This is a genomic window from Pseudomonas sp. StFLB209, assembly GCF_000829415.1.
Lineage (GTDB): Bacteria > Pseudomonadota > Gammaproteobacteria > Pseudomonadales > Pseudomonadaceae > Aquipseudomonas.
In genome coordinates, this window is the sequence record NZ_AP014637.1 from 1,057,587 (window position 1) to 1,071,833 (window position 14,247).

14 protein-coding genes are annotated in these 14,247 nt (G+C 61.1%); 11 read left to right on the top strand and 3 right to left on the bottom strand.

Annotation, left to right across the window (positions count from 1 at the left end; all coding sequences use genetic code 11):
- Positions 1-31: 31 nt before the first annotated feature.
- Positions 32-895 (bottom strand): heme/hemin ABC transporter substrate-binding protein, encoded by an 864-nt coding sequence (locus PSCI_RS04900; RefSeq protein WP_045483534.1) that lies wholly within the window; start codon positions 893-895, stop codon positions 32-34.
- Between the two features lie 97 nt (positions 896-992).
- Here PSCI_RS04900 and PSCI_RS04905 point away from each other — a divergent pair, with 97 nt between their 5' ends.
- Entirely contained in the window at positions 993-1,313 is a 321-nt protein-coding gene (locus PSCI_RS04905; RefSeq protein WP_045483537.1) for a Rieske (2Fe-2S) protein, read from the top strand.
- A gap of 8 nt (positions 1,314-1,321) precedes the next feature.
- Here PSCI_RS04905 and sfsA read toward each other — a convergent pair whose 3' ends face one another.
- Together sfsA and PSCI_RS04915 are read right to left on the bottom strand one after the other, a co-directional pair.
- On the bottom strand, positions 1,322-2,032 hold the full coding sequence (sfsA, locus tag PSCI_RS04910; protein ID WP_045483540.1) for a DNA/RNA nuclease SfsA: 711 nt from the start codon (positions 2,030-2,032) through the stop codon (positions 1,322-1,324).
- Positions 2,032-3,204, bottom strand: a complete 1,173-nt coding sequence (locus tag PSCI_RS04915) for a pyridoxal phosphate-dependent aminotransferase (RefSeq protein WP_045483544.1) — start codon at positions 3,202-3,204, stop codon at positions 2,032-2,034. The genes sfsA and PSCI_RS04915 overlap by 1 nt, the downstream gene beginning before the upstream one ends.
- A gap of 161 nt (positions 3,205-3,365) precedes the next feature.
- Here PSCI_RS04915 and PSCI_RS29425 point away from each other — a divergent pair, with 161 nt between their 5' ends.
- The 10 genes from PSCI_RS29425 (at position 3,366) to panC (ending at position 14,201) form a co-directional block, all read left to right on the top strand.
- Positions 3,366-3,527 carry a hypothetical protein gene (locus PSCI_RS29425; RefSeq protein WP_158497582.1) on the top strand — a complete coding sequence of 54 codons (162 nt, stop codon included), beginning with the start codon at positions 3,366-3,368 and terminating at the stop codon, positions 3,525-3,527.
- A gap of 111 nt (positions 3,528-3,638) precedes the next feature.
- Positions 3,639-4,076 (top strand): RNA polymerase-binding protein DksA, encoded by a 438-nt coding sequence (gene dksA / locus PSCI_RS04920; protein WP_045483546.1) that lies wholly within the window; start codon positions 3,639-3,641, stop codon positions 4,074-4,076.
- 65 nt (positions 4,077-4,141) lie between these two features.
- On the top strand, positions 4,142-5,029 hold the full coding sequence (gluQRS, locus tag PSCI_RS04925; protein WP_045483548.1) for a tRNA glutamyl-Q(34) synthetase GluQRS: 888 nt from the start codon (positions 4,142-4,144) through the stop codon (positions 5,027-5,029).
- Positions 5,030-5,136: 107 nt separating this feature from the next.
- On the top strand, positions 5,137-5,313 hold the full coding sequence (locus tag PSCI_RS28955; protein WP_002552060.1) for a hypothetical protein: 177 nt from the start codon (positions 5,137-5,139) through the stop codon (positions 5,311-5,313).
- Entirely contained in the window at positions 5,303-8,251 is a 2,949-nt protein-coding gene (locus PSCI_RS04935) for a sensor histidine kinase (RefSeq protein WP_045483552.1), read from the top strand. The genes PSCI_RS28955 and PSCI_RS04935 overlap by 11 nt, the downstream gene beginning before the upstream one ends.
- Before the next feature lie 22 nt (positions 8,252-8,273).
- Positions 8,274-9,719, top strand: coding sequence for a sigma-54-dependent transcriptional regulator (locus tag PSCI_RS04940; RefSeq protein ID WP_045483555.1), 1,446 nt, complete (start codon positions 8,274-8,276; stop codon positions 9,717-9,719).
- Positions 9,720-10,435: 716 nt separating this feature from the next.
- Positions 10,436-11,839 (top strand): polynucleotide adenylyltransferase PcnB, encoded by a 1,404-nt coding sequence (locus PSCI_RS04945; protein WP_045483558.1) that lies wholly within the window; start codon positions 10,436-10,438, stop codon positions 11,837-11,839.
- The gene (gene folK, locus PSCI_RS04950) at positions 11,832-12,320 is read left to right on the top strand and encodes a 2-amino-4-hydroxy-6-hydroxymethyldihydropteridine diphosphokinase (RefSeq protein WP_231906365.1); all 489 of its coding nucleotides are present in this window, start codon (positions 11,832-11,834) and stop codon (positions 12,318-12,320) included. The genes PSCI_RS04945 and folK overlap by 8 nt, the downstream gene beginning before the upstream one ends.
- Before the next feature lie 235 nt (positions 12,321-12,555).
- Positions 12,556-13,356 (top strand): 3-methyl-2-oxobutanoate hydroxymethyltransferase, encoded by an 801-nt coding sequence (panB, locus tag PSCI_RS04955; RefSeq protein WP_045493853.1) that lies wholly within the window; start codon positions 12,556-12,558, stop codon positions 13,354-13,356.
- A complete protein-coding gene (panC, locus tag PSCI_RS04960) occupies positions 13,353-14,201 on the top strand; it encodes a pantoate--beta-alanine ligase (protein ID WP_045483560.1) in 849 nt (282 codons plus the stop codon). The genes panB and panC overlap by 4 nt, the downstream gene beginning before the upstream one ends.
- The last annotated feature ends 46 nt before the right edge of the window (positions 14,202-14,247 follow it).

A 14,247-nucleotide genomic window follows, 5' to 3' on the forward strand; every position in this document is an offset into this window, starting at 1 on the left:
GTAAACAGCAGCCGCGCCGATAAAGCGCGCTTCATGGCTGCGGATAAAAGACTTTGGACACGCCCAACAGCGCCCCGGGCAGGCGCGGCCCCAGCCCGCCCACCAGCAACGTCGGATCCAGATCGATCACTCGCTTGTCACGCACCGCCGGCATGGCTGTCAACAACGGATTCTCTTTGAGCAGCGCCTGGCGGGCCGCCTCTCCGGTCAGGGTGCGGTCAGCGACGATCAGCACCTGGGCTTCAAGTCCGGCCATGGCTTCGCTGGAAACCACTTTGTAGCCGTGGTGGCTCGCAAGATTGCGGCCACCGGCCTGCCTGATCAGCCAGTCTCCCACCGTACCGGTGCCGGCCACCATCGGCTTGCCACCGCCGTGGCCGACCAGCAGCAGGACACCGGGAACCGCCTGGCGGCGGCGCGCCTCGGTCACCCATTGTTGTTGGGTATCAAGCTGGCTGGCAAAGTCCTCGCTCAACTGGTCGGCCCGCTCCGGCACACCGAGCAAATGACCCAGACGCTGCAGGTTGTCCTTGAGAATGTCGAGTTCAGGCTGCGCCGGTAACACCTCGATTCTCACCCCGGCTGCGCGCAACTGCTCAAGTACCGCCGGCGGCCCCATTTCGTCGGTGCCCGCCATGGCGTCCGGACGCAGACTGAGAATGCCTTCGGCGGACAACTGACGCTGATAACCGATACGCGGCAAAGGCTTGAGCGACTCGGGGTTCTGACTGGTCGTGTCGACCCCCACCAGGCTGGGCTGAGCGCCCAGTTTGACGATCCATTCGGTCACTGCGCCGCCGGCACTGACCAGCCGCGCAGGTGGCTCGGCTGCCGTGGCCATTGGCACCGTCAGCACGCTGACACACAGGGCGACCAGCAAGGCGCGCAGAGACATGCAAGAATTCCTTTTATTGAATACGGGCGCAGCGACTCATGGAGCCGTTGCGAATCGACGACATTTGATAATTGTTTGCATTTAACGGTCAAGCACAATGAAGTTACTTTGCCTTTCCAGCCAACTCGCCGAAGGCAGCAGCCAGGCATTGAGCCTGGACGATCTACAGTTGCTGGCGGTGCGCAGGCATGGGCAGGTGTACCTGTATCGCAATCGCTGTCCGCACCGGAACATAACGCTGCATTGGCAAACAGATCATTGCCTGGATGACTCCGCCAGCCTGATCCGGTGCGCCAGCCACGGCGCACTGTTTCTGATTGAGAGTGGTGAATGCGTGGTCGGACCCTGCGAAGGCCAGTTTCTCAGTGCCGTGCCCTGCCGGGAAGACAGCCAGGGCATCTGGATACTGCCCGACTGATCAGCCGCTCAGAGCGACCGTACCTGCAGGCGCCGGACCAGACGGACCTCCTCGGCGCTGATGTCCACACCATAGGCCAGCACCTCGACTCCGGCGGCCACGGCCTCACGCAAGGCCGCAGCGTAGGCGGGGTCGATCTCCGCAGCCGGGCGCACCGCTTCGATGCCGGCCAGATTCACGCAGTACAGCAAGGCGGCGCGAACGCCCTCGCGCGCCAACGCCGCCAGTTCACGCAAGTGCCGGGCACCACGCTGGGTTACCGCATCGGGAAATGCCGCTACCGGCGAATCATCAAACCCCAGGGTGACGCTCTTGACCTCCAGGTACAGGTCGCCCTGTGGGTATTGCAGGCGAAAATCCACCCGGCTTTTTTCCTGGCCGTAAGGCACCTCACGCCTGAGGGCGGTAAAGCCGTTGAGTTCGCTGATGACACCGGCACGCAGGGCTTCTTCGACCAGCGTATTGGCCCGTCCGGTATTGATGCACGCCAACCGCCCCTGCGGCGTTTCACTGATCTCCCAAGTGCCCGGCAGTTTGCGCTTGGGATCATTGGAGCGACTGAACCACACCCGGCCACCGGGCTGCATGCAGTTAAGCATCGAGCCGGTGTTGGGGCAGTGAATGGTCAGGCGTTCGCCGCTGTCGGTTTCGATATCAGCCAGAAAACGCTTGTAGCGCTGCAACAGGCGGCCTTGTTCAAGTGCAGGATCAAAGCGCATCAGGCGCTCCAGCTACGCAGGCCACGGGCAATACGCTCGACCGCCTGCTCCAGGCGTTCGAGGCTTTGGGTGTAGGCAAAGCGCACGTGATGGCCGGCTTTATGGCGGCCGAAATCCAGCCCCGGAGTAAAGGCCACATGTTCGGTTTCCAGGAAATGCTGACAGAACGCGAAGGCATCGCCGCCGAACGCGCTGATATCAGCATACAGATAAAATGCGCCTTCAGGCTCCACGGCAATCCCGAAGCCCAACTCGCGCAGCGCCGGTAGCAGGTAATCACGGCGCCGGCCGAACTCGGCACGGCGCTGTTCAAGAATCTCCAGAGTCGGCGTTTCGAAACAGGCCAGCGCAGCGTACTGCGCCACACTCGGCGCGCTGATATAGAGGTTTTGCGCCAGTTTTTCCAGCTCACCGACTGCCGCTGGCGGTGCCACCAGCCAGCCCAGCCGCCAGCCGGTCATGCCAAAGTATTTGGAAAAACTGTTAAGCACGAAGGCATCGTCGTCCACTTCCAGGACACTGCTGGCCTCGGTGCCGTAAGTCAGGCCGTGGTAGATCTCGTCGACCACCATATGGCCGCGATGCGCCTTGAGGGTCGTGGACAATGCCTTGAGCTCATCGCGCTGCAGCAAGGTGCCGGTCGGGTTAGCCGGTGATGCCAGCAATGCACCCACACTGTCCTGATTCCAGAAACGCTCGACCAGCCCCGGCGTCAACTGATAACGCTCATCGGGGCCGACCGGGACCAGTTGCGCGCCGCCTTCAACCAGGCGCAGAAAATGCCGGTTGCACGGGTAGCCCGGATCAGCCAACAGCCAGTGCTTACCCGGATCGACCAGCAGGCTGCTGGCCAGCAGCAGCGCACCCGAGCCACCCGGAGTGATCAGAATACGCTGCGGATCAATATTCAGGCTGTAGCGCCGGGCATAGAACCCGGCGATCGCCTCGCGCAGCTCCGGTAGACCGCGGGCTGCGGTGTAGCGGGTCTTGCCCTCGGCCAGGGCAGCCTGGCCCGCCGCAACGATCGGCTGGGCGGTGGTAAAGTCGGGCTCGCCGATTTCCAGGTGGATCACATCGTGCCCGGCCGCCTGCAGTTCATTGGCGCGCGACAACAAGGCCATGACATGAAAGGGTTCGATGGCGCGGCTGCGCGCACTGTAGTGCTGGACCATGGGCGTTCCTTTGAAATTGGACATTCGGGCACCTCTGAAAACTGCCTGCTGGCTGGGCGCCTGCGGAGTTACACGCAGCTTGCGCTGGCTGCCTCGCCGATGTTTTCAGAGGTGCCCGTTGATTTGCCTTGTGCAACGGGCAGGCAGACACGATTCTACCCATGAGCTGGCCGCCGCAGGGTGATCAAAGTGCCGCAAAAAGGTGCATTAACAAAAATAAAAAAGAAACTCTGGTGCGCTTTAATGTTCTAGGTTTGATTGTCGGCAACCAGACTTTAACGGCTCGTTCACAACCCGGTGCCATGCACGACAACCGGGAGTAGCGGACGGCGAATTGATCTGGTAAGTTCGCCGGCTTGCACCTGCAGGGCCGACGGGTGTCGGTGATGGAACATCCTGCGCAACAGATTAGAAGAGTGAGAGGCGGTCCCTACATGCCCACGCAAGAAAAGCAACAGAATCTAATCAGCGGTTTCGAGCCTTATGTAGAAACCAAGGGCGAAGAGTACATGGGCGAGCCTATGCGCGCGCACTTCACCAAAATCCTCAACAAGTGGAAAAGTGACTTGATGCAGGAGGTCGACCGCACGGTAGACCATATGAAGGATGATGCGGCAAACTTTCCCGACCCGGCCGACCGCGCCAGTCAGGAAGAAGAGTTCAGCCTTGAACTGCGTGCCCGTGACCGCGAGCGCAAACTGATCAAGAAGATCGACAAGACTCTGCAACTGATCCTCGACGAAGAGTACGGCTGGTGCGAGTCCTGCGGCGTTGAAATCGGCATTCGCCGTCTCGAAGCCCGCCCGACTGCCGACCTGTGCATCGACTGCAAGACCCTGGCAGAAATCAAGGAAAAGCAGGTCGGCAAGTAAGCCTGCCGCCCCTGCAATAAAAAGACGCTTCGGCGTCTTTTTTGTTGAGCCGTTATTATCACCGCATGAACAAATCTTCTTACGTCGGGCGCTTCGCACCCACCCCCAGCGGTTATCTGCATTTCGGCTCACTGGTCGCTGCCCTGGCCTCTTATCTGGACGCCCGCGCAGCCAACGGCGTGTGGCTGATGCGCATGGAAGATCTGGACCCGCCACGGGAAGTGGCCGGCGCCCAGACCGCCATTTTGCAGACCCTGGAAGCCTACGGTTTTGAATGGGACGGCGACTGCGTGCGCCAGAGCGAACGCCATGAGGCCTATGCCCAGGTTCTTGAGCGCTGGTTCAGCCAAGGGCTGGCCTACACCTGCACCTGCTCGCGTAAACAGCTGCAAGCCTATGACGGGGTGTACCCCGGCTTGTGCCGCAACCTCGGCCACGCCCCGGATGACGGTGCTATCCGGCTGCGTGTACCGGAGCTCGAGTACCGCTTTACCGACCGGGTACAGGGTGAGTATCGCCAGCATCTGGGCCGCGAGGCCGGTGATTTTGTGATTCGCCGCCGCGACGGGTTTTACGCCTATCAACTGGCGGTGGTCATCGACGACGCCTGGCAAGGTATCAACAACATTGTGCGCGGCGCCGACCTGCTCGACTCCACGCCTCGGCAACTGTACCTGCAAGAGCTGCTCGGCATTGCCCAACCGCGCTACCTGCATGTGCCACTGATTACCCAGCCCGACGGCCACAAACTCGGCAAGTCCTACCGCTCGCCCCCGCTGCCCGCCGACCAGGCCACCCCGTTGCTGCTGCGAGCCTTGCGCGCACTTGGGCAACCCACTGACGAACAACTGCTCTATGGTACGCCGCAGGAAGTGCTCAGTTGGGCGGTGCAGCACTGGGATGCCGGGCAAATCCCCAGGCTTTCAGTCATTGCGGAGTCTGGAATAGACTGATCCAGAGCGGTTGCCGAATTCTGCTGAAATCGGCGCTTGCAGGTTGTACCGCATTGGTTAACATGCCGCTCCTCACCCACCCAAGACACCTGGTTCAAGGAGGCGCCATGTACATCTACCGACTGGTCCTGCTGCTGGTGGTGGGCATCTATCTGTTTTCGCCAGCCATCATGGACTGGTGGATCGACGCAACAGGCGCCTGGTACCGGCCATACATGCTCTGGCTGATTCTCATCGTGGTGACGTTCATTCTGCAAAGCCAGCGAGACGCCGATGAGCTTTAGCCTGACCCAAATGCTGCTGGTCAGCACGGCCTACCTGCTGGTGCTGTTCGGCGTTGCCTGGATCAGCGAGCGCGGCCTGATCCCACGCTGGATCATTCGCCACCCGCTGACCTACACCCTGTCGCTTGGGGTTTACGCCAGCTCCTGGGCGTTCTACGGCACGGTGGGCCTGGCCTATCAGTATGGCTATGGTTTTCTGGCGACCTATCTGGGTGTTTCCGGGGCGTTTCTGCTGGCGCCGGTGCTGCTTTACCCGATTCTGAAAATCACCCGCACCTATCAGCTTTCGTCGCTGGCCGACTTATTCGCGTTTCGCTTTCGCAGTACCTGGGCAGGCGCCCTGACCACGATATTCATGCTGATCGGCGTCTTGCCGCTGCTGGCTTTGCAGATTCAGGCGGTGGCCGACTCGATCGGCATTCTGACCGGTGAACCGGTGCGCAATCGGGTCGCCGTAGCATTCTGCGCCCTGATCAGCCTGTTCACGATCTTCTTTGGCTCGCGGCATATCGCAACCCGGGAAAAGCATCAGGGCCTGGTGTTCGCGATTGCCTTTGAATCGATCATCAAACTGGTCGCGCTGGGCGCTCTGGGTATCTACGCCCTGTACACGGTGTTCGGCGGCCCGCAACAACTGGAACTCTGGCTGTTGCAGAACCAGACCGCCCTGGCCTCGCTGCACACCCCATTGCAGGAAGGCCCGTGGCGCACCCTGCTGCTGGTGTTCTTTGCCTCGGCCATCGTCATGCCGCACATGTATCACATGACCTTTACCGAAAACCTCAACCCGCGCGCGCTGGTCAGCGCCAGTTGGGGGCTGCCGTTCTACCTGCTGCTGATCAGCCTCGCCGTGCCGCTGATTCTCTGGGCCGGTCTGAAACTCGGCGCACCGACCAGCCCGGAATACTTCACCCTGGGCCTGGGCATGGCCGCGCACAGCAAATCACTGGCGTTGCTGGCTTATGTAGGCGGCCTGTCGGCAGCCAGCGGGCTGATTATCGTCACCACCCTGGCGTTGTCGGGCATGGCGCTCAACCATCTGGTGCTGCCGTTGTACCAGCCGCCGGCCGAGGGCAATATCTATCGCTGGCTGAAATGGACCCGCCGCGCGCTGATCATCGCCATCATCGCTGCCGGCTACTGCTTCTACCTGATGCTCGGCGCCCAGCAAGACCTGGCCAATATGGGCATCGTCGCCTTCGTCGCCACCTTGCAGTTCCTGCCCGGCGTCCTGTCGGTGCTGTACTGGCCGACCGCCAACCGACGCGGCTTTATCGCCGGGATCCTGGCCGGCATCACGGTCTGGGTGTTCAGCATGCTGTTGCCGCTGCTGGGCAATCTCGAAGGCTTCTACATTCCGATGCTGAACATGATCTATGTGCTGGATGACACCAGCTGGCACATGGCGGCGATCGCCTCACTGGCGGCCAACGTGGTGATGTTCACTCTGGTGTCGCTGTTCACCAACGCCAGCGCCGAAGAGGCCAGTGCCGCCGAAGCCTGCGCTGTGGATAACGTGCGCCGCCCACAACGCCGTGAGTTGTTCGTCGCCTCGCCTCAGGAATTCGCCACCCAACTGGCCAAGCCGCTGGGCGGCAAGGCCGCACAAAAAGAGGTTGAACAGGCACTGCGTGACCTGTACCTGCCCTTCGACGAACGCCGCCCCTATGCCTTGCGCCGCTTGCGCGACCGGATCGAAGCCAACCTGTCCGGCCTGATGGGCCCAAGCGTCGCCCAGGACATGGTCGAAACGTTCCTGCCGTATAAGTCCGGCGGCGAAAAGTACGTGACAGAAGACATCCACTTCATCGAGAGCCGGCTTGAGGACTACCACTCGCGCCTCACCGGCCTGGCCGCGGAACTCGATGCCTTGCGCCGCTACCACCGCCAGACCCTGCAGGAACTGCCCATGGGGGTCTGCTCGCTGGCCAAGGATCAGGAAATCCTGATGTGGAACCGAGCCATGGAAGAACTCACCGGCGTCCCTGCCCAGCATGTGGTGGGCTCGCGGCTGGAGACCATTGCCGAGCCCTGGAAAGGCCTGCTGAGCAGCTTCATCAGCGTGCCTGACGAACACCTGCACAAACAGCGGCTGTCGCTGGAGGGCCAGATTCGCTGGCTGAACCTGCACAAGGCGGCCATTGACGAGCCGCTGGCGCCCGGTAACAGTGGCCTGGTGCTGTTGGTCGAAGACCTTACCGAAACCCAGATGCTCGAAGACAAGCTGGTGCATTCCGAGCGCCTGGCCAGCATTGGCCGACTGGCCGCCGGGGTGGCCCACGAAATCGGCAACCCGATCACCGGTATCGCCTGCCTAGCGCAGAACCTGCGCGAAGAACGCGAAGACGAACCGGAATTGGCGGAAATCAGTAGCCAGATCATCGAACAGACCAAGCGTGTATCACGCATCGTCCAGTCGCTGATGAGCTTCGCCCACGCCGGCGCACACCAGAACAGCGACGAACCGGTGTGCCTGGCCGAGGTCGCGCAGGATGCCATTGGTCTGCTGGCACTCAACCGGCGCAACTTTGAAATACAGTTCTACAACCTCTGTGACCCCGACCACTGGGCCGATGGCGACCCGCAGCGGCTGGCTCAGGTGCTGATCAACCTGCTGTCCAACGCACGCGACGCATCCCCGGCCGGCAGTGCCGTGCGGGTCATGAGCGAAGCCTCTGAACATACCGTGGACCTGATCGTCGAAGATGAAGGCAGTGGTATTGCGAAAGCAATCATGGACCGATTGTTCGAACCGTTCTTCACCACCAAAGATCCTGGCGAAGGCACTGGGCTGGGGCTTGCTCTGGTCTATTCCATCGTTGAAGAGCATTATGGACAAATCACCATCGACAGTCCGGCCGATCCTGTACGGCAACGAGGCACCCGTATCCGGGTGACGCTACCGCGACATGTCGAAGCGACGTCCACCGTGAACTGAGACCGTCGAGAGAACCGAATCAATGCCGCATATTCTGATCGTCGAAGACGAAACCATCATCCGCTCGGCGCTGCGTCGCTTACTGGAGCGCAATCAGTATCAGGTCAGCGAAGCCGGCTCGGTGCAGGAAGCTCAGGAACGCTTCAGCATTCCATCGTTTGACCTGATCGTCAGTGACCTGCGCCTGCCCGGCGCTCCGGGCACCGAACTGATCAAGCTTGGCGAAGGCAAGCCGGTGCTGATCATGACCAGCTATGCCAGCCTGCGCTCGGCCGTCGACTCGATGAAAATGGGCGCGGTCGATTACATCGCCAAGCCTTTTGACCACGACGAGATGCTTCAGGCGGTGGCGCGAATCCTGCGCGATCGCCAATCGGCGCAACCCCAGTCACAACCCCAGGCCGCCGAGCGCAGTAACGGCAAGGCTGCCAGCGCAGCGGATAAACCGACCGCCGCCAACGCCAATGGCGAAATCGGCATTATCGGTTCCTGCCCGCCGATGCAGGACCTGTACGGCAAGATTCGCAAGGTTGCGCCCACTGACTCCAACGTGCTGGTCCAGGGCGAGTCCGGCACCGGTAAAGAGCTGGTCGCGCGCGCCCTGCATAACCTTTCGCGCCGCGCCAAGGCGCCGATGATCTCGGTCAACTGCGCGGCGATTCCCGAATCGCTGATTGAATCGGAACTGTTCGGCCATGAAAAAGGCGCCTTTACCGGGGCCAGTGCCGGCCGTGCAGGCCTGGTCGAGGCGGCCGATGGCGGTACGCTGTTTCTCGACGAAATTGGCGAGCTGCCGCTGGAGGCCCAGGCACGGCTGCTGCGCGTCTTGCAGGAAGGCGAAATTCGCCGGGTCGGCTCGGTGCAATCGCAAAAGGTCGATGTGCGCCTGATTGCTGCGACCCACCGCGACCTCAAGACCCTGGCCAAAAACGGCGAATTTCGCGAAGACCTTTATTACCGCCTGCATGTGATTGCCTTGAAGCTGCCGGCGCTGCGCGAGCGTGGTAACGACGTGCTGGAGATCGCCCGCGCGTTTCTGGCCCGGCAGAGCGCCAAGGCCGGACGCCCTGAACTACGCTTCGGTGCCGATGCCGAGCAGGCCATCCATCACTACAGCTGGCCCGGTAACGTGCGCGAGCTGGAAAACGCCGTCGAACGCTCGGTGATTCTCAGTGAGTCGGCGGAAATCTCTGCCGACCTGCTAGGCATCGACATTGAGCTGAGTGATCTGGACGAGGTGGATTTCGTCGGCCTGGCGCCGCTGCCCAATGGCGCAAGCGGGGCCAATCAGGATCCCAGTGAAGACCTGTCGCTGGAAGACTACTTCCAGCATTTTGTCCTTGAACACCAGGATCACATGACCGAAACCGAACTGGCGCGCAAACTGGGCGTGAGCCGCAAGTGCCTCTGGGAGCGCCGCCAGCGCCTGGGCATACCACGGCGCAAGGGTGTCACCAACGAAACCTGATCGCGTGACCAGGTAACAGTTCCCGCCCAGCGAGCAAAACTGTTACCGATCCTTATCCAGACGTAACAAAAGCCGGGGTTTACGGTAACGAAATCCCGGCTTTTTTTCGCCCCCTTGCAATCACGGCACGGCCAAACCCTTGATTTACAAGGACTTCAAAAAGTTGGCACGTGTTCTGCTATATGCTTAGTACAAGAAAAATAAAAACCTGTACCACCCACATAATAAAAACAAGACGAATCGACTCACGCATAACAAGAACAACACGGCGGAGGCGCAGCTAACTGATTCTTTTGGAGAGGTGTTGTATTTGGGGCTTGCCCCACGACCAGGCTGAGAACAACAAAAACTACCCCAAGGTAGCACCTGAACTGGTTGGATCGATTGATCATTGCAAGACAGCGACCAAAGCAATCCGTTTGCTCTTTACTCTCGGTTTGAGAGGTTTCACAGGCACAAAGCCTTGTGAATGGGCACTCAACAAAAACAAGAAGCCCGACTCAATAATAAAAATAAAGAGCACGCACTTTGGGGGAGCTTCGGCTCCCCCAGTAGCTTCCGGACTTCTGTCACCCTGCCTACAAGGCCCGCAGCACGCGGCCTACCTCCCGCTTAGACGGCTTCCTACACCATTGCTCGATCAAATGCTAGAATCCCCGCCCATCATGCGGTCATTCTCCATTTTTGGCCGAATATTCCTTCAAACAGTGCATCCCATGCTGAAGAAGCTGTTCCAGTCATTTCGTTCTCCACTGCGCACGCCGCAGCAACACACGCGTTCAACGCCGATCGTGCTCAATAGTAATCAGCATTCGCTGCAACGCGCTCAGTTCAGCCGCCATGCGGTGAACATCGTCGAGCGCCTGCAAAGCGCGGGCTACCAGGCTTATCTGGTCGGCGGCTGCGTTCGCGACCTGCTGCTGCAGATCAACCCCAAGGACTTCGACGTTGCCACCAGTGCCACGCCCGAGCAGATCCGCGCCGAGTTTCGTAATGCGCGCATCATTGGCCGACGCTTCAAGCTGGTGCATATCCACTTCGGCCGGGAAATCATCGAGGTTGCGACCTTTCGCGCCAATCATCCCGACGAAGATGAAGAAGAAAACACCCACCAGTCATCGCGCAACTCCAGTGGCCGGATCCTGCGTGACAACGTCTACGGCACCCTGGAAGACGATGCACAGCGCCGCGACTTCACTATTAACGCGCTGTACTACGACCCGGTGACCGAGCGCATCCTCGATTACGCCAACGGTGTACACGATATTCGCAATCGGCTGATTCGCCTGATCGGCGACCCGGAGCAACGCTACAAGGAAGACCCGGTGCGCATGCTGCGTGCGGTGCGCTTTGCGGCCAAGCTGAACTTCGGCATCGAAAAACACAGCATGCTGCCGATCCGGCCGCTGGCACCGATGCTGCGCGATATCCCGGCGGCACGGCTGTTCGAGGAGTCGCTCAAGCTGTTCCTGTCCGGGCATGGCGAGATCACTTTCGAAATGCTCGTCGACCTTGAGCTGTTCGACCCGCTGTTCCCGGCCACCGCCAAGGCGCTGGAATACAACCCGACCTACACCCATACGCTGATCAGCAAGGCGCTGGCCAACACCGACCTGCGGGTGCGTCAGGAAAAGCCAGTCACCCCGGCCTTCATGTTCGCAGCGCTGCTCTGGCCAGCCTTGCCGGCCCGGGTACTGCGCCTGCAAGAGCGCGGCACGCCGCCGATCACCGCGATGCAGGACGCCGCTCACGAACTGATCGTCGAACAGTGCCGCAGCATTGCCATCCCCAAGCGTTTCACCCTGCCGATCCGCGAGATCTGGGACATGCAGGAACGCTTGCCGCGCCGTTATGGCAAACGCGCCGACCAGTTGCTCGACCATCCGCGCTTTCGCGCCGGTTACGACTTCCTGTTGCTACGTGAAACCGCTGGCGAACAGACCGATGGTCTGGGCCAATGGTGGACCGATTATCAGGACGCCAACGACAGCGAACGGCGGCACATGATCAGCGACCTGAGCAGCAAGTCCGACGAAACCGGCAACGGCCCGCGCAAGCGCCGCCGCAGCGGTTCGAAACGCAAGCGCGGCAGCGACGATGCAGACCTGTTCAATGACTGAACGCGCCTATATCGGCATGGGCAGCAACCTGGCCGATCCGGCGGCGCAGTTGCGCAACGCCCTTGAAGCCATGACCCGGCTGCCCGGCACCCGGTTGGCTGGGGTATCGTCGTTCTACGTCAGCGACTCATTGCTGCCCGGCCAACCGCGCTACACCAATGCGGTGGCGGCACTGGATACTGATCTGGCGCCCTTGCAATTGCTCGACGCCCTGCAGGCCATAGAACTCGATCAAGGCCGCGAGCGCCTGGAGCGCTGGGGGCCACGTACGCTGGACCTGGATATCCTGTTGTTCGGCGAGCAGTTGATCGATGTGCCGCGCCTGCAGGTGCCGCATTACCACATGCAGGCCCGGGCATTCGTGCTCTATCCGCTGGCCGAGCTGGACGCCGACCTGCAACTGCCCGACGGCCGCCGCCTCGACCAGATGCTGGCCGCCTGCCCCTTCGAAGGCCTTGAGCGCCTGCCAGCCTTGCAGTAGCAATCCTTTAATGCCCAGAGGGCGCTTATAAAAGAAGTTTTTAGAAGCGTCCTCGTAACGGGTAACACCTCCAATTGACTTCACACTCCCGCCTCACGAAGATAGGCCTCCCGCGCCGGCTTGCTGGCGAATGGGCACAAGACAGGCCTTTGCAAAACACCGCGACACGACGGTGTGCCTGCTTTCCAGGATAAATCCCGAGGATTTACAACGCCTGGTGATGGAGGAACTCTACATGCCGGTTACAACCGTTACGTCGTTGCAGTCGCTCAAGCAAAAGGGTGAAAAGATCACCATGCTGACGTGCTATGACGCGACTTTCGCCCATGTCGCCAGTGGTGCGGGCGTCGAAGTCCTGCTGGTCGGTGACTCGCTGGGTATGGTCCTGCAGGGCCATGACAGCACCCTGCCTGTTACTGTGGCCGACATGGCGTATCACGTCGCCAGTGTCAGCCGTGGCAATCAAGGCGCGCTGGTGCTCGCTGACCTGCCCTTCATGGCCAACGCCAGCATTGAGCAAACCCTGCTCAACAGCGCCACGCTGATGCGGGCCGGCGCGCACATGGTCAAGGTCGAAGGTGCTGCATGGCTGGCCGACTCGGTACGCCAGCTCACCGACCGCGGTATTCCGGTGTGCGTACATTTGGGCCTGACCCCGCAAACCGTCAATGTGATGGGCGGCTATAAAGTTCAGGGCCGGCTCGAAGCCCAGGCCCGACAGATGCGGGCCGACGCCATTGCCCTTGAACAGGCCGGCGCAGCGATGATTCTGCTCGAATGCGTGCCCACCGAGCTGGCCCAGGAAATTACCCAGGCCGTCCAGGTGCCGGTCATCGGGATCGGTGCCGGCAGCGGCACCGACGGCCAGGTGCTGGTGCTGCACGACATGCTCGGCCTGTCGATCAGCGGCCGGGTCGCCCGCTTCGTGCGCAACTTCATGGTCGGCCAGCCGGATATCCCGTCGGCCATCAGCGCCTATGTAGCCGCAGTCAAAGACCTCAGCTTCCCTGCCCTTGAACACGGATTCCAGGCATGAACACAGTCAACAGCGTTCAGGCACTGCGCGCAGCCATTGCCCAGGCACGTAAAGACGGCAAACGCATTGCGCTGGTGCCGACCATGGGTAATCTGCACAGCGGCCATACCACTCTGGTGGCCCGCGCCGCTGAACACGCTGACTTCGTGGTGGCGAGCATCTTCGTCAACCCGCTGCAGTTCGGCGCCAATGAAGACCTGGCCAGTTACCCGCGCACCCTCACCGCCGACCAGCAAAAGCTCCAGCAGTCTGGCTGCCACCTGTTGTTCAGCCCCGGTGTGGACGAGATGTACCCCAACGGCATGGGCGAGCAGACCCGGGTCAGCGTACCGCTGGTTTCCGAAGGTCTGTGCGGTGCCAGCCGGCCCGGGCATTTTGAAGGCGTGGCCACGGTGGTCAGCAAGCTGTTCAACATGGTTCAGCCGGATGTCGCGGTATTTGGCGAGAAGGACTTCCAGCAGCTGGCGGTGATCCGCGCGATGGTCCGCGACCTGAACATGCCAATCCAGATCATTGGCGAACCCACCGTGCGCGCCGCTGACGGCCTGGCGCTGTCGTCGCGCAATGGTTACCTGAGTGATGAGCAGCGCGCCCAGGCGCCGGCCCTGTACCGGGTACTGCGCTCGATAGCCGATGCCCTGCAAGCCGGTGACACCCGGTTCACAGCCTTGCTCGACAGTGGCCGCGACGAGCTTGCGGCAGCTGGCTTTCGAGTCGATTATCTGGAGATTCGCGAGGCTACCAGCCTGCGCCCGGCCACCGAGGCTGATCGCGATGTGGTGGTGATTGGCGCAGCGTTGCTGGGCAAAACCCGACTGATCGACAACCTGCACCTGAGCCGCTGAGGCGTCATTGGCTACTGCAACGGCGCCCTGCGATGAACTAAGCTGG